Origin of the sequence: Vibrio halioticoli NBRC 102217 (assembly GCF_000496695.1) — a bacterium.
Lineage (GTDB): Bacteria > Pseudomonadota > Gammaproteobacteria > Enterobacterales > Vibrionaceae > Vibrio > Vibrio halioticoli.
The window spans coordinates 47,122-61,604 of record NZ_BAUJ01000031.1; the positions used below are offsets into that span (position 1 = coordinate 47,122).

The following is a 14,483-nucleotide window of genomic DNA, read 5'->3' on the forward strand; positions in this document are numbered from 1 at the left end:
GTCCCTTAATGACTAGCTAAATAAAGAGAGAATAAGTTACAAATGAAAAAACTATCCTCAGTCACTGGCACCTCTACAAGCCCTGCGCCACGACAAATTTTTTCATTCATTTCTATTATTTCAGGAAAAGCTGCATCTGAAATAATTTCATCCATTACTGTTGGGTCAAGCCCATCTTTTATTGCCTCATTGTCACTGATTCTATCAATTGCTCTAGCAAGGTGAGTCATCGCCATTTGGAACTGTTCGTTATCAGTGCAAAGCGCCCACTCATCATTAAGCGTTTTAATCGCAGCCATAGCACCTAGGTGTGCGTTTGAGCTAATCACTCCTGAATTAAGTAGTAAAGTCATTCTTTCATGCATAATTTATATTTCTCAATTAATAGGTTGGTATTACTTTACCGCTCACAACATCATTTTGATGTTGTAATAAGTTGTTGGTATCCACCATATGGTCAATTAAAATCTTAACGTGCTGCGCCTTTTTACTCACAGTTAAGACGGCCGAAGAAGCTTTCTCACAGTCGGAAACATGACTGATTGATGTTCCTGACAGCCCCATGGAAGTAAGTAATTCGTCGTCTGATAAATCCCAAATTGATGCATCAATAGTGTTGTTAGCAATCAATTCAAGACATTCGTTATATGGGGCTTCAACAATATCAACATTTTGACCTTTAAAGTATGTTTCAGTCAGTAGCTTTTGGTCCGGTGATGAAGGATCAACACCAACACGCTTAATATTATGTAGCTCTCCTTTCCGATAGATTAATCTGTGTTCTGATACATAAGTATTTGGGCCAAGCTCTAGTGCTATATCTAGATCACCGGAAGCAACATAATGCTCGGCAGCTAATCTGGACATAATGGCAATATCATATATGCCATTTTTTAAACATTCAGCACGAACATCAGCCCCGCGCATGTGCGCAAAATAAAAAGGGACACTTATCTGTGCTTTTAATCCTGATGCTAGCCCTTCGTAATGTTTGGTATAAGGTAGCGGCATAGCACATACCATATTGCCAAATTCAGATAATCGAATTAGCTGGCAATAATCTAAATTTGAAATAAAAGTACCGTTGCGACCACGGCGATCTAAAGTGACTGCACCTTCTGCCTCAATTTTTTTTATAGCGGTTGCAATGTAACCCACAGAGCACCCTAATTCAGCGGATAATTCATCGATAGTTCTTAGCCTGTCATGTGGTTTAACGGTTAGTAAATAACGTGAAATATGTATTAACGCCACACCATGTTTTTTAATAAAATTATTCGCCATGATTTAAATCTTCATTTTTTTGCATGATTTAAATCATACCAAGATTATTATGAACTAACGGTGTTTTTGTTCACAAAAAATGAAAGAAGGTGAAATTATTGAGTCCGTAGGATAAAAAAACCAGTGACCCTTTTTGAGTCACTGGTGAACCAATACTTAATGTTCAATGTTCCATATTAGGATTCAAAGTTACATGCTCTGTTGTGTCTTAACAGACATATACTAGGAACTAGAAGTAATACTCTACACCAGCCCCCCAACCAAATTCATACCCAGAATCATTTTGATCAATAACATAAGGTCGAACATAAGTTAAAGCATTATCGCTGAGGAAGTACAACGCCTGAGCTGAGATGATTGAGTCTGCAGTTCCGTTAATTGTTGTACCACTTGATTTTACATCTAAGTTTGCTGCGTAATTCGCTTTCAAAACCCAATGTTCAAATCCACTGTAGACAGCTCCTACTGAGTAACTACCTTGATCAAGCTCAAGATCTTTAATTTCAACATCTACGCCATCTACGCTAAAGGTTGCGTCCTCATAAACTGCTTTTTGGTATTTTATTGCACCATATAATTGAAAGTTATCTGTTACATCAGCTTCAAATCCAAGTAAGTACGCTTGAGTATCAGATTTAGTTTGGCCTTCAACATCGTTAAATGTAGGCTTATTTCCTGGTTGTTGAGACAACCACTTATCATATAAGTCTGCATTTGCACTAACTTGACGATCTACACCATATTCTGCGCCAGCATTAATGGTAATGTTACCTTTGGTTAAATGTGCACCCGCACCAATAAAGTTAGATCCAGCATCACTTTCTGTACCACGTCCCCCCGCTAAACTAAATTTAAAACCACTTCTCTCAGCAGAGTCATAGCGAATCATATTTGATTGACGATCATAATTGGTATTGCCAACAATATCGCCTCCCCAATCAAATACAGCACCTGCACGTTGACCTGAATAAGGCCAATCAATCATTTGGTACAAAGGGGTAAGTAATCGGCCTAAACGAATTTTCCCACCATCTTCAAAGTTAATACCAACAAAGGTATCTCGTACACCAAGACCTGAGTTCTGACCCGCATCCCCGACATTACCACCTTCAAGTTGCCAAAAAAGATTTGGTCCTCGAGTTAAATCAACGTCTCCGCGTACACCAATACGAGATTCATTTTCTACCTGGATAGGCTGTTCACCGGTATTAATTTTATCTTCACCAAATTGCCATACAGATACAGCGACTTGTCCATAGATTTCAAATTTATCGGTAAGCTCTGAAGATGCAAGTGCTGATCCTGAAGCTGTAATGATAGCTGCACCAACAATAGTGCTTAATAATGTTTTCTTTAACATAATATTTTCCTGTTATTTCACGTTATGGGCAAAGCCCTAATTTTTTATTTTTTTACTTAGCGGCGATTCGCCATTCGTTTGTATTGATGGCGTTTACCGCGAATAGTCATACCCATACGGAAGATATTCTCCAGTGGTGCTAAACCACCATATCCACCGTCACCGATATGAACTATGTCTGCTCCAGCTCCTTTAGAAGCTAAAGCTACTTGCTCTATAAAGCTCTCTGATGCCCCTTCTTGTGATGTGCCAATAGCTAATAGCCCGAGCATTCCAGCTCGATGCACTTCACTCATCATTTGGTAGGCTATTTCAGGTGTTACTCCTGGGGTGGTGTAAGGAGCAGGAAACATCATGATGTCAGCACCAGCGGCTGCAAACTGGGGGATGATTTCTAAGTTGTAATCGTTACCAATACCACCGCCATGCATTTTTCCAGCAATAATGACAATGTCCTCTGAGATTTCTCGAACAAGTGATATGGCATTCAAGATGGTCTCTTGAGAAACTTGCATCCCAGGATTTCCAGTTAACATCACGTAATGAAGACCACTAGCAACAAGAGCCTCGATCGTTTCTCTTGTTACAGATCGACCTATTTCAATATCACTGAATCCTTCAGGAACGGGTTCAAGGTTGCATCCCATCAGCCGACCTGATAGTTCTTTAAGCTCTTTAATGTTACATGTTGGGGCTACACCATGATTTAGGGCACCGGTAATTACGGCTTCCGGTTTTAAGATGTCGAGACAATTTAAAGTGATCATGTCAGCTCCAAATGCTGCTGCTAATTCAGCTCCGGAAACCAGATCAACAGGGGGTTGCATAGATACAACATTTTCAACCATCATTGCCCTACCTTCTGAGCGAGCAATACAATCGAGAATATCTTTTCGGTTCATCGTATCGATATCAGTACGGGTTAAATCGAAGATGCGCTTGTTCATTTCAAATCTCCTAACTTTCGGTGAATAGCTATGATTTCTAGCGCCAAATCTTTGCAGAGCATCGCTGTCATAATGTGGTCTTGAATATGCGTTAGAATCAAAGTCATGTTGACTTTGCCAACACCTTCGTCATATCCAATTAACGTCGTTTGAGTTTTATGAACTTCTGTTAGAGCTTTATCAGCGGTATCAATGAACAATGAAGCCTGTTCAAAATCACCTTTTTGAGCTGAAGCCATAGCTGCCATTACCGACGAACGAGCTTCTCCAGCAGAACAAAGTAGTGACATCAAAAATTCTTCGGTAATGTCATTTTGAGAATTAATACTAAAAGTCATATTTATGCCTTAGCGAATTTAGGGGATTTAGGTTCTGCATCTTCGATAATGTTCTCTTCAGCCAAGAGCTGCTTTTCATGAATCTTAAAGAACGGGTAATAAATGACGACACTGACAACAACGCATAAAGCAACCACTATTGCAGCCGTACCAGAATTGGTAGCAATGACAGCGCCAATAGGTGCAGGCATTGTCCAAGGTGGTAATGAAATGATTTTTGATACAAATTCAGTTTTAAACGCAATCCACACAATGCAGGTATTGACGATTGGAGAAAGCATCCAAGGAATGAAATAAGTAGGGTTCATTACAATAGGTGCACCAAATATTACGGGCTCATTTATATTGAACGTGCCAGGAATAATTGACATTCGACCTATCGTTTTTAAGTGTGTTGAACGTGAGCGCATCATTAGAACAACGAAGCCCCAAGTACCACCTGCTCCTCCAACAAAGATGAAGAAATCTAAAAGTGGATTAACGAATATTTTGGGTAATTCTGTACCCGCAGCTAGAGCTTCTTGATTGAGGCCAAGGTTAATAATTAAGATGGGATAAAGGATGCCGCTGACGACAACTGAAGATCCATGAATCCCCCCAAACCAAAGTAATTGAATAATAATTACAGCGATAAGACAGGCGAAAAATGAATCAGACGCAGATACAAGTGGGCTAAAAATAGCCATAACGGCTGAAGGAATATTTAAATCAAACTTCCCTAGCGATACATTAATCCCAACAACTAATATAGCGACAATAATAATAGGAATAAGTAAATCAAAAGATGCAGCAATCTTTGGTGGTACGGCATCAGGAAGTTTTAATCGAATATTTTTATCACGCAACAAACGTTGAAGTTCGGGTACAAATAAACCAGCCATAATGGCGGTAAAAGCCCCAGTTCCACCCATATTTGCAATGGGCATGATCCCGCCAATATCGATAAATTCAACCGGTGCTACAGCTAAAAGAAAAGTGAACATCGATAACAGGCCAGAGTTCAATGCTCGTAGACCATAAGATTCGGCTAAGCTAAAGCCGATACTAAAGGAGGCATAAAGTGCAAATATGCCCATGCTAAGCTGGAATGGCGCAAGAATATTACCCATGCCAATGAACTCAACCAGTGAGTGCCATCCGTCTAGAAAAAAATTACCTTTTCCTGGAGGAAATGCCAGAACTAGAAGTAAAGAGCCAACAATTAAGAATGGCATTGTAGCGACAAACCCGTCCTTAATTGCATTGATGTGTCTTTGTGTTGATACTTTACCGGCAATGGGCGATACGGTATTTTCAACAAAATTCATCACATTATTAAATAATGACATAATCAATCCTATTGGTTATTGGTGTTGTAAAGCGAGATAGCTTGGTTAAGCACTAACTCACCGTTCATCATCCCGTAATTGGCCATTTCAATAAGCCCGCATCCTTTACCTACAGAGTCCGCACGAGCTTTGAAATCGTTAAACTTAAACTTCACTTGTGGAGCAACAAGACAAACATCATTTTGTGCTAAGTGCGTTTCAAATTCTGATATTGAGAAGGCATCAATAGTGCAATCAATTCCCCGCTCTGCTGCTGACTCTTTCATTTTTTTGACCAACATGCTTGTGGACATACCGGCTGAACAACATAAAAAAATTCTCATAAATTCCATCCTAAATAGTTAATTTGCATTGAAAATTTACGGGGGTGATATTAACCTTCAAAAAAATGAAAATATAACGAATCCATCACGCTTTTTAAATTTTCATTTTATTGAGGATATAATTAGGTTAATTTTTGTGAGTTAGGTTCAAATTATGGAAACCAATAAGTTTGCAAAATTTTTGCTTGTATAACTAGTTTCTCATGGGGTGAAATGCTGACAAATGAACGAGAAGTGCTTTTAATGCCTAAGTTAGGTTTGAATGAGAGCAATGGATAAGATTACTATTAAGTCACAATGATCCAAATCAGAAGCTAACAAAGTGTGTAAATACTCGTTATGTACCGATGAGTATGAATAACAGTATAAACGGAAATAGGACATGCTTTATTGATGTAATTCAGGAGCGACGTGTAAGTCGAAACCTAGTCTGCGAAGCATGCAGCTTTCCTCTGGTAGATGGACGAAACGCAGTAAGTACCTCCTTATTAATTTTCAGTGATCATATATACGACAGGTATGTCAAGTATTTACATTAAGGTATCAAAAAGATAGGCTTTGTATACATGCTAGCTCTTATCTGAAGCTACACCCCTACATCAATTTAGCTAGACCTCCCCTTCAACCAGTATTAATGATAACTGAGAGTTTTGAAGGCACATCAACATATAGTTGCTATTAGCTACAAGGAAGAATTATGGCAGAAAGTACAATTCATATTCGTCCCGCTAACCTAAGTGAATTTGAAGCGATTTATTCATTAATTACTTCAAGTGATGAATGGACAAAATTCAATGGGCCATACTTCCCTTATGCTCATCCCTCACTCGAAGAGTTCAAAGTTGGTACTTTTGAGCGGCTGTTATCAGGTGTAGATTTACAGTTGATCACGATTAATGATATTCCAGTCGGAACAGTGAATAGCTATTGGGAGTGTGAGAGTACTCGTTGGCTTGAAGCTGGTATTGTTATCTATGATTCAAATATTTGGGGTAAAGGAATTGCCATTAGAGCTATTCCTTTGTGGGTGAGCTATCTATTCAAAAAACATCAAATTGAGCGTGTAGGTATGACTACATGGTCGGGAAACCCTCGAATGATGGCACTTGCTTCAAAACTTGGTTTCAAACAAGAGGCTGTGCTTCGTAAAGTTCGGTATTATCAAGGAAAATACTACGACTCAATAAAGTATGGGGTGCTTAGATCGGAGTGGGAAGTATGAAACTAACAAACGTTTGACGCTTCAAAAATCTTTTTCTAATCTGAACGAAGTGGTTTAGATCAGCATGCCTAAAACGTTCCTGCCCCATTCCGTTTCAGAACCCGCATAAATTTATTATAAAATTCGTCATTATCAGCCTTGCGACGCCAAATGTCGTTTCTATTGTTAGCCTAACTACACATTTACTATGAATGATGCATTTATGGCTAAACAGAGAAATTTCTACAAAGGATTCGACTTTGTATCCAAACACTTCCAGCGGACCATCAAAACATGGTTGAGTAAGCACAATCAGAGCCTGCCGATTCAATACATGATGCTCAAGCTAAACAACAAAAACGCGATTCTACGATTACATGGGGTTCGGTACGTATATGTAAATATCCGTAACTACCAAACAAATTACATTGAGTGTGAGCTTGTTGTGTCGTTCAAAAATAATGGGATGAGTTATGACTTTGAGGATGCATTAACTCCCCATGAGGCAGAGCCTCGCTTACGTTTTGATGGTTCCTATGTGTGTCAAATGTGTAATGATAACAGCGCTGGTAGCAGCGAAATATACTCTGATATCGATGACCTACTGAATCGTCACGTATTGGATGGTCTAAGAGCGATTTCAGATGGATTAATCGGCAAACCGTACCTACATTACCGACTTGATAAATATGGTTGGATGCAGCACAGTTATCTTCATGAAGTGAATGAACCTTTACGACCTAACTACGAGGTAGCTAACACCAAAAGTAAGCCTTAATTCATTAAATAATACTTTGCGACACTGTTTGTCGTTTCGTGGTTTATGGTATGAGCATAGGTTATCAAAAGGCTTATTTATGTTTCTGCCAGGCATTTTACACCGTATTGCAGTTATTGGTGTCGGTTGTTGCGGACACAATCTTGTGAAATTCTTACAACCCAGTGTCACCGAAGGCGTGGTGAACTGGTCTAATTGAGTCGGAATACAAAAGATGAAATATAGAGAGTGCGACTTTAATAAACTGAGTCTAAAGAAGCAGAATCGCCTTCGGGAAAGCTTATTGATTTAGGTCACAGTATGATTTCACTAGATGAGGTTAGTTTTAGTAGGCTTGAGTGCGGTAAAATAACGAAATTTGATCGAGCAAAACTAAGGTTTTCAACTTTGGCACAAGATCTAAAGAAAATTGAAAAGCTTCTGTGTCCGCTTAACTCCGAGGATCATCCTTACCATGTCTGGACTGAAGATGTCGTATGCGACACACAATTTAATTGAAGATACATTTTCTGTTGTTGATGCTAGCTATTCTCCACATGTAATCATGATTGATGAAATTGATATTAGATGGGTGAGTTGGAACTCAAATAGTTAAGAACCACTTTGAGTTAACTAATGATCACTTATGTTAATAAAGCACGTTTAAACCATGTAATTAAAGCAAATAAGAAGAAACTATGGAAAGACCTAATCCAATTTGTAAGGTAAAAGACTTGATTGCTGATCCAAGGCTTACCATCCCTCCTTACCAGCGCCCTTATAAATGGACGCAAAAGAACCTAGCGGATCTGCTTGAAGATCTAAGAAGATACCGTGATAAGCCATATTATCGATTGGGAACCATTGTCTTTCATCATCATTCAGAAAATAAAGATAAAAAAGAGCAACTTGATATCGTTGATGGTCAACAGCGAACTTTGACGTTGATTCTTTTAATAAAAGCTATCTTGACTGTAAAGGACATCGAGAGCGTTACACGACAAGACCTAAAAGCTGATCTTGAAAAACTGAGTGGAGAAATTGAAAGATTCCTTTCTCGTCAGAAGTTTAACAGCGATATCACTCACCAAAATTTACACCAAAACTACTTAGCCGCACAAAGAGCCGTCTCTCGCCATGAATTTACTGAAAATGATATAGATTTTTTACTCAATCATTGTGAAGTAGTGACTTTTGTATTGAGATATATCTCAGAAGCATTTCAGTTCTTTGATTCTCAAAATGCACGAGGTCGAGATCTTAACCCGCATGATCTTCTTAAAGCATATCACTTAAGAGAATTTTCTGAGGCTGATGCCTATTTAAAAGGAAAATCGGTTCGTCACTGGGAGAGTTTAGATGGAAATGAACTCGCGGAGTTATTTGCTAACTATTTATTCCGTATCCGATGCTGGGTACAAGGGCGAGATGCATTAAACTTTGATAAAAAGAAGATTGATCTGTTTAAAGGCGTCAACCTTGAGGAGGTTGCGCAGTACCCCTACGTTGAACCAGTTCGTATTACTCACCACTTTGTCGATGAATACAACCAATCGTATCACCGTCATGTAGACCAACAGTATAGAACCTTTCCATTTCACCTTGACCAGATGATCGTGAATGGACGCCGATTCTTCGAGATGACTACTCACTACCAACTTATGATTAAGGAGATTGTCAAATCAGAATATCAGGACGGTAATACTAAGATTATGGACTATCAACTAAGTGAGCAAGCACAAAAGATTCTAAAGACACTGAGTGAATACGGAGCTCGATCAAGAATTGGAGATCGATATATACGCACTATTTTTGATTGTGCCGTGATCTTTTATATCGACAAGTTTGGAACTCACTATCTATCAGAGGCTATTGAGAAGATCTTTATATGGGCTTACCGTTGTCGTCTAGAGCGCTATGTCGTTCAGTTATCCACCATGAACAACTACGTATTGAATTTTAATATCTTCGTTAAGATGAAGCATTCCGTGAAACCTAGCGAAATATTGAATTGGTCATTAGACAGTGTCACGAATATTAATGGCACCAAACTGGAAATGATTGAAGAACTTTTCAAGGAGATGAAATACTATGAACCCCAACAATAATCTATCGGTTGATAGTCTTTCAGTTGAAGCCCTATTAAGTGACTCAAATGAGTATGTCATTCCTATGTATCAGCGAAATTATGCATGGGGAGAGGGGGAAATAAATCAACTCATTTTAGACGTGAAAGATTACCAAAAAAAAGTCAATGATAAAGGAGAGCAACAGCCATACTACATTGGCACGTTGGTGGTATTTGAGCGTGCTAAAGATAAACTTGAGGTCATTGATGGGCAACAGCGTTTTACTACATTAACATTGATAGCAATTTGTTTGTATAATATGTCGCAAAGCAATGATTTTCCGTCACTAGAGTTTTCCCGTTTTACACAACCAAACTTAGATTTTGAGTCCCGTCCTAAGTCTTCAAACACGATTCATACATTAGCAAATTTAGGCTCGTATGACGGTAAATCTTTGGCGCAGTTAAAAACTGACGACTACAACCAAGATATTATTCAAGGCTATGAATTGATTAAACATCAACTCGAAACGCTAGGTAATGAACTGAATGATTTCTATGGATATCTCTTTAAGTTTGTAAAGATCTATCGAGTACCAGTGCCACCAAAAACAGATTTAAACCATTATTTTGAAGTAATGAATAATCGTGGCGAGCAACTTGAAAAGCATGAAATTTTAAAAGCTAAAATGATGTCTGCGTTGCAAGAGAGTCAAGAAGATACAAAGGAACAAAGTATTGAGTTGTTGACTAAAGTATGGGATGCAACTGCAAATATGGAGCGTTATGTCCAATATGGGTTCAAACGAGATGAGCGTGCCCAAATCTTTGGAAGCAAATGGGGAGGCTTTGAACTAGCATCCTTTGATGAACTACTTGATATACACACCTCTCAACCTATTGATAGTGAGAAGAATGTTTCGGAAATGAGTATGGCTGATATGCTTACAACTGTACCAACAACTAATGGAAAACAAGGAGTCTCTCAGCAACGAGAGCGTTTTAATAGTATCAGTAATTTCTCCAACTTTTTGCTTCATGTATTAAGAGTGTGGACAGGCAAAGATATTCCTTTGGATGATAAGCAGCTTCTAGAACAGTTTGATGAGTATGTTTTTGGCAAAAAGCGACAAGGCGAATCATTGGATCAAAACACGTCAGCAAAGAATGTCAGAGAATTTATTTTCGCACTTCTAAAGTGTAAATATCTATTTGATAAATACATTATTAAACGTGAATACTCGCAAAATGGTAACCAATGGAGCCTTAAGCGATTGTATTGTTACGATAGTGGATCTGAGAGCTATCTCAATACATTCGGAGACGAAGATAAAGAAGACACTAGCCAGTCCATCAACCGTCGAACTCTTATGCTACTTGCTGCGTTTCATGTTTCTACACCTACCATGGTTTACAAGCATTGGTTAAATGGGGCGTTGAACATCCTCTACTCGATGGAGTCAATTAATGCAGAAGAGTACTTAAAGCAACTAGAATCAATGGCTCGCTCGTTTGTGTTTAAGCGTTATTTGAATGAAAGTCTTGAAGATTATTACTCGCTTATTTATTCATCAGATTCGGAGAATAAACAAACTAATTATTCGAATTTCAGCGAAGAAAATCTGAAGTATGGGAACATCAAAAACAACCTCGTTTTCAATTACCTTGATTACTTGTTGTGGTGTGATAATCGTATATCAAACATAAATGATACTGTCATAGAAAAATTTGAGTTTACCTTTAGAAGTTCGGTTGAACACTTCTACCCTCAACATCCATTAGACGGACACACAGAGTTAAATGAAGCTGATCTGCATAACTTTGGCAACCTATGTTTGATTAGCCATAGCAAAAACTCAAAACTAAGCAATGTGCAGCCTGCTGCAAAGTGCGATCATTTTGCTGCAGCAATCGCTAATAAATCCATTGATAGTTTGAAGCTCTACAAAATGATCAACCAAGTAAAAGAAAGCTCTTGGGAAAAGGAGAAAATTACAGATCATGCACAGAGTATGTTAAATCGATTACGTGCAGATGCGGCCTTGATCTAGTCACATCCATCTTAAACAATCGAGTGGGATGAGGCGTTGTTGCCTCACCGCCCTGTATTGGTCAACGCCAATTAGCCACTTAGTACCTAAATTAATTCGTTAAATGCTAATTTAGCGAAAGCTATATCTCATTTTTGTCCAAAGGCATGCTGACGGGGTATGAAACACGAAATTGCCCCAAAACCGTTTAGCGCAGTTACTCTACACATTTTTAGACTACCAATCGAAGTGAATTTTTCTAATGCGTAGGAATAACTATGCCAGCCTTATGAGCTGACTGTTTGTACAGTTTATTGGGTTTATCTGACTGTAAAGCATCAGAATGGCTTGTTTTGTCGTTCGCTCAATCTCGTTTTGTCGGCAGGTGCTCTTATAAGATATTGTTAATAAGGGGATTATCGGTTTCCTCGTCTAAGATAACGAGCATTGTTAAAAAGAGATAATATGCAAGCTCGTTTTTATGTAAAGACAAAATGCGAAACGTGATGTATATGCATTATATTTCAGTAGTTTATGGTAGCCTAAATGAAAGATAGGCAAGCAGAAAAACGAGCTGTCCTGTTATTAGGAATGTTATGTGCCAGAATGCTACTGAACATTGCAGTATATTAGGAACACTCGTATAATGTAGGCACAGAGTTCACGAACTAAGGGGCACCCTATGAACAAAGCACAAAGTATGCGAAATGCTCATCTGCGTCTGTCTCACATACAGAAACGAGCTAGACGTAAAGCTCAGGTTAAGATGGGTTATAAAAGACTAGAAGTATCTGTAACCAAAGAAGAAATGATCGTAATTTCAAAAGAGCTTATTATAAAATCGAATCAGGAGTTATCTTTCGTAGAATGAGTGATGTTTATACTTTCAAGGGTAAAGTTGTATACTTGAAATCAGTTAAAGATGCGGCAGATAGTAATCCACTTTTGAAAACTTACACAGACTCTTTTAAAGAGTACTGGAAAAATGGTTATTCACCAGTTATTGGAAAAGATGTGCCCACATCTTTTCCAAATCCCCCAACAGGTCACAGGCACGCACACTTACAGCCATTGACTTACCCAACAAAAGCTGAAATACAGCAATCTCCACATTTAAAGTACTCTGATTCTGAAGACTGTTGGAAAGAATGGGCTTTGCCTATGGGAAGTCGAAAGATAACCTACCCGACATCAGATTCCTGCCTATTCTACATGGTTGATACAGAAAGGACTGCATATGTTTTTCATTATCAAGCTAGTGGCTCGCATGACTTTATGAAAACTACAGATTTTCATGAACTAGTTCATAAAATTAGCAGTATGGTTGATGATGCTGGTAAATTTTTAATGGACTGGGATGAGCACCACACATTATTCAATAAAAAGTGGTTGGAGTCCGAGCAAAACTAAGCACATAACAAACGACTATGGCGTCAATGATTAGTTTTTGGCTGTGTTTTCATCCCACATGGCGCCATCTCTCAGCATAGAGTTAAGGGTTACAACCATCTTTCGAACACACGCGATTATTGCGACTTTCTTAGGCTTTCCGGCAGCTAAAAGTCGAGCATAAGTTGCTTTGAATACGGGGTTACATTGCATGGCTGACATCATTGCCATATATAACACTGTGCGTACTTGCGCTCGACCGCCTTGGATCACGCGCTTACCTTTGTAGCGCCCACTTTCGCGTGTTATTGGAGCGACGCCAATCAGTGATGCTGCTTGTTTATTTGTGATGTAGCCAAGTTCTGGTACGTTGCTAATTATTGATGCGGCGGCAATGTTTCCTATCCCTGGGACGCTCTGCAATATTGTATTTTTTGCCTGATACTCAGGACTATCTTCAATGAGCTTAACGAGCTTTTCTTCTAACTTGGTGATTTGATTTTTTATCGTGGTTAGCATTGGTTTGATAGTTGAATGGAGAGAAGCTGGAAGTATCTGTATTCGGTTCTTTTCCATAGTTTGCATAGATAATAATTGATTTCGGCGAATGACTAAGTCACTTATTAAGCGTATGTTTTTTGGTTTTATGACAGTAAGATCTGGTTTGATTGCTTCTCCATAGTGAGCGATCAACTCTGCATCTAAACGGTCATTTTTGGCTCTGCGGCCAATAGCACCAGCGAATCGTTTTATGTGGACAGGGTTTGCTCTAACAATAGGTAATTGAACCTCTGCACATGCTAGGACAAAAGGCATTTCTAATCGGCCTGTTGCTTCAATAACTATACGTTCAGGATTATGACTTTTAATCGTTTTGAGTGCTTTCTTGATGCCTTTATCATTGTTCTCTACTGAGAAAAACAGGTCTAATGGCCTGATGTGGATGTCTAATTGTGTTTTGCCGGTATCAACTCCAACGTTGATGCTTTGATTGATTTTGGTATTCATAATAAGCTAACTCATGCTTGCGTAATGCGGGTTCGAGACCCAGTCGACTATTCGAGGTTTATGCTTGAAGTCCTATGTAGCGTTCATGTTTGTTATCGGTCTCTCGATAGAGGAGCCAGCGTTTAAACGAACTGCTACATAGAAAGCTTTAGTTGCAGCTAAAGCTAGGGTCTGTAGTGGTTTAATGATCCCGGACACCCAATTAGGTGATAAAGTCACCACAATTAATGAGGTGTTCAATGACAAAACGACAACGACGTACATTTTCTTCTGAGTTCAAAATGGATGCAGCATGCTTGGTTCTTGATCAAGGTTACTCAGTTCCCGAAGCAGCACGCTCAATGGATGTTGGTGAAACGGTTTTACGGCGCTGGATCGAACAGCTTAAGATCGAGCGAGGTGGTATTACCCCAACGGCCAAAGCGCTGACTTCGGAGCAGATAAAAATCT

16 protein-coding genes are annotated in these 14,483 nt (G+C 38.9%); 8 read left to right on the plus strand and 8 right to left on the minus strand.

The features are described from left to right. Nucleotides 1-5: 5 nt before the first annotated feature. The 7 genes from VHA01S_RS10695 to VHA01S_RS10725 all read right to left on the minus strand — a co-directional run bounded on the left by VHA01S_RS10695 (nt 6) and on the right by VHA01S_RS10725 (nt 5,580). Nucleotides 6-299, minus strand: a complete 294-nt coding sequence (locus VHA01S_RS10695) for a hypothetical protein (RefSeq protein ID WP_156916970.1) — start codon at nt 297-299, stop codon at nt 6-8. An 82-nt stretch (nt 300-381) separates the two neighbouring features. Beyond that, the gene (yhfZ, locus tag VHA01S_RS10700; RefSeq protein WP_023404390.1) at nt 382-1,284 is read right to left on the minus strand and encodes a GntR family transcriptional regulator YhfZ; all 903 of its coding nucleotides are present in this window, start codon (nt 1,282-1,284) and stop codon (nt 382-384) included. Nucleotides 1,285-1,513: 229 nt separating this feature from the next. After that, the gene (locus VHA01S_RS10705) at nt 1,514-2,644 is read right to left on the minus strand and encodes a porin (RefSeq protein ID WP_023404391.1); all 1,131 of its coding nucleotides are present in this window, start codon (nt 2,642-2,644) and stop codon (nt 1,514-1,516) included. 56 nt (nt 2,645-2,700) lie between these two features. Further along, complete coding sequence (locus tag VHA01S_RS10710; protein ID WP_023404392.1) at nt 2,701-3,591, minus strand: DUF7916 family protein; 891 nt, start codon at nt 3,589-3,591, stop codon at nt 2,701-2,703. After that, on the minus strand, nt 3,588-3,929 hold the full coding sequence (locus tag VHA01S_RS10715) for a PTS lactose/cellobiose transporter subunit IIA (RefSeq protein WP_023404393.1): 342 nt from the start codon (nt 3,927-3,929) through the stop codon (nt 3,588-3,590). Before VHA01S_RS10715 ends, VHA01S_RS10710 begins: the two co-directional genes overlap by 4 nt. 2 nt (nt 3,930-3,931) lie before the next feature. Beyond that, on the minus strand, nt 3,932-5,257 hold the full coding sequence (locus VHA01S_RS10720; protein ID WP_023404394.1) for a PTS sugar transporter subunit IIC: 1,326 nt from the start codon (nt 5,255-5,257) through the stop codon (nt 3,932-3,934). Nucleotides 5,258-5,265: 8 nt separating this feature from the next. Further along, a complete protein-coding gene (locus tag VHA01S_RS10725; RefSeq protein ID WP_023404395.1) occupies nt 5,266-5,580 on the minus strand; it encodes a PTS sugar transporter subunit IIB in 315 nt (104 codons plus the stop codon). A gap of 697 nt (nt 5,581-6,277) precedes the next feature. On the opposite strand from VHA01S_RS10725, the gene VHA01S_RS10730 reads away from it, so the two are divergent. The 7 genes from VHA01S_RS10730 to VHA01S_RS10760 all read left to right on the plus strand — a co-directional run bounded on the left by VHA01S_RS10730 (nt 6,278) and on the right by VHA01S_RS10760 (nt 13,046). Next, complete coding sequence (locus VHA01S_RS10730; protein ID WP_023404396.1) at nt 6,278-6,802, plus strand: GNAT family N-acetyltransferase; 525 nt, start codon at nt 6,278-6,280, stop codon at nt 6,800-6,802. 202 nt (nt 6,803-7,004) lie between these two features. After that, nucleotides 7,005-7,559 (plus strand): hypothetical protein, encoded by a 555-nt coding sequence (locus VHA01S_RS10735; RefSeq protein ID WP_039970691.1) that lies wholly within the window; start codon nt 7,005-7,007, stop codon nt 7,557-7,559. Between the two features lie 454 nt (nt 7,560-8,013). Continuing rightward, nucleotides 8,014-8,154: a hypothetical protein gene (locus VHA01S_RS18395; protein ID WP_156916971.1), complete on the plus strand. Its 141-nt coding sequence runs from the start codon at nt 8,014-8,016 to the stop codon at nt 8,152-8,154. Nucleotides 8,155-8,236: 82 nt separating this feature from the next. After that, the gene (locus VHA01S_RS10745; protein ID WP_023404399.1) at nt 8,237-9,646 is read left to right on the plus strand and encodes a DUF262 domain-containing protein; all 1,410 of its coding nucleotides are present in this window, start codon (nt 8,237-8,239) and stop codon (nt 9,644-9,646) included. Beyond that, a complete protein-coding gene (locus VHA01S_RS10750) occupies nt 9,630-11,657 on the plus strand; it encodes a GmrSD restriction endonuclease domain-containing protein (protein ID WP_023404400.1) in 2,028 nt (675 codons plus the stop codon). Before VHA01S_RS10745 ends, VHA01S_RS10750 begins: the two co-directional genes overlap by 17 nt. Before the next feature lie 661 nt (nt 11,658-12,318). Further along, nucleotides 12,319-12,507, plus strand: a complete 189-nt coding sequence (locus tag VHA01S_RS10755; RefSeq protein ID WP_023404401.1) for a hypothetical protein — start codon at nt 12,319-12,321, stop codon at nt 12,505-12,507. Then, nucleotides 12,504-13,046 (plus strand): hypothetical protein, encoded by a 543-nt coding sequence (locus tag VHA01S_RS10760; RefSeq protein WP_023404402.1) that lies wholly within the window; start codon nt 12,504-12,506, stop codon nt 13,044-13,046. The genes VHA01S_RS10755 and VHA01S_RS10760 overlap by 4 nt, the downstream gene beginning before the upstream one ends. Nucleotides 13,047-13,076: 30 nt before the next feature. Here VHA01S_RS10760 and VHA01S_RS18545 read toward each other — a convergent pair whose 3' ends face one another. Then, the gene (locus VHA01S_RS18545; RefSeq protein ID WP_023404403.1) at nt 13,077-14,033 is read right to left on the minus strand and encodes an IS110 family RNA-guided transposase; all 957 of its coding nucleotides are present in this window, start codon (nt 14,031-14,033) and stop codon (nt 13,077-13,079) included. Nucleotides 14,034-14,272: 239 nt separating this feature from the next. Here VHA01S_RS18545 and VHA01S_RS10770 point away from each other — a divergent pair. After that, nucleotides 14,273-14,483 (plus strand): IS3 family transposase (locus VHA01S_RS10770; protein WP_039970693.1); only part of this gene is annotated, 211 nt, incomplete at its 3' end.

Coding starts and splice junctions, on each gene's coding strand:
- VHA01S_RS10730 (WP_023404396.1), top strand. CDS start 6,278: ATGGCAGAAAGTACAATTCATATTCGTCCCGCTAACCTAAGTGAATTT.
- VHA01S_RS10745 (WP_023404399.1), top strand. CDS start 8,237: ATGGAAAGACCTAATCCAATTTGTAAGGTAAAAGACTTGATTGCTGAT.
- VHA01S_RS10705 (WP_023404391.1), bottom strand. CDS start 2,644: ATGTTAAAGAAAACATTATTAAGCACTATTGTTGGTGCAGCTATCATT.
- VHA01S_RS10715 (WP_023404393.1), bottom strand. CDS start 3,929: ATGACTTTTAGTATTAATTCTCAAAATGACATTACCGAAGAATTTTTG.
- VHA01S_RS10695 (WP_156916970.1), bottom strand. CDS start 299: ATGGCTGCGATTAAAACGCTTAATGATGAGTGGGCGCTTTGCACTGAT.
- VHA01S_RS18545 (WP_023404403.1), bottom strand. CDS start 14,033: ATGAATACCAAAATCAATCAAAGCATCAACGTTGGAGTTGATACCGGC.
- VHA01S_RS10755 (WP_023404401.1), top strand. CDS start 12,319: ATGAACAAAGCACAAAGTATGCGAAATGCTCATCTGCGTCTGTCTCAC.
- VHA01S_RS10760 (WP_023404402.1), top strand. CDS start 12,504: ATGAGTGATGTTTATACTTTCAAGGGTAAAGTTGTATACTTGAAATCA.
- VHA01S_RS10720 (WP_023404394.1), bottom strand. CDS start 5,257: ATGTCATTATTTAATAATGTGATGAATTTTGTTGAAAATACCGTATCG.
- VHA01S_RS10735 (WP_039970691.1), top strand. CDS start 7,005: ATGGCTAAACAGAGAAATTTCTACAAAGGATTCGACTTTGTATCCAAA.
- VHA01S_RS10750 (WP_023404400.1), top strand. CDS start 9,630: ATGAACCCCAACAATAATCTATCGGTTGATAGTCTTTCAGTTGAAGCC.
- VHA01S_RS10710 (WP_023404392.1), bottom strand. CDS start 3,591: ATGAACAAGCGCATCTTCGATTTAACCCGTACTGATATCGATACGATG.
- VHA01S_RS10725 (WP_023404395.1), bottom strand. CDS start 5,580: ATGAGAATTTTTTTATGTTGTTCAGCCGGTATGTCCACAAGCATGTTG.
- yhfZ (WP_023404390.1), bottom strand. CDS start 1,284: ATGGCGAATAATTTTATTAAAAAACATGGTGTGGCGTTAATACATATT.
- VHA01S_RS18395 (WP_156916971.1), top strand. CDS start 8,014: ATGTCTGGACTGAAGATGTCGTATGCGACACACAATTTAATTGAAGAT.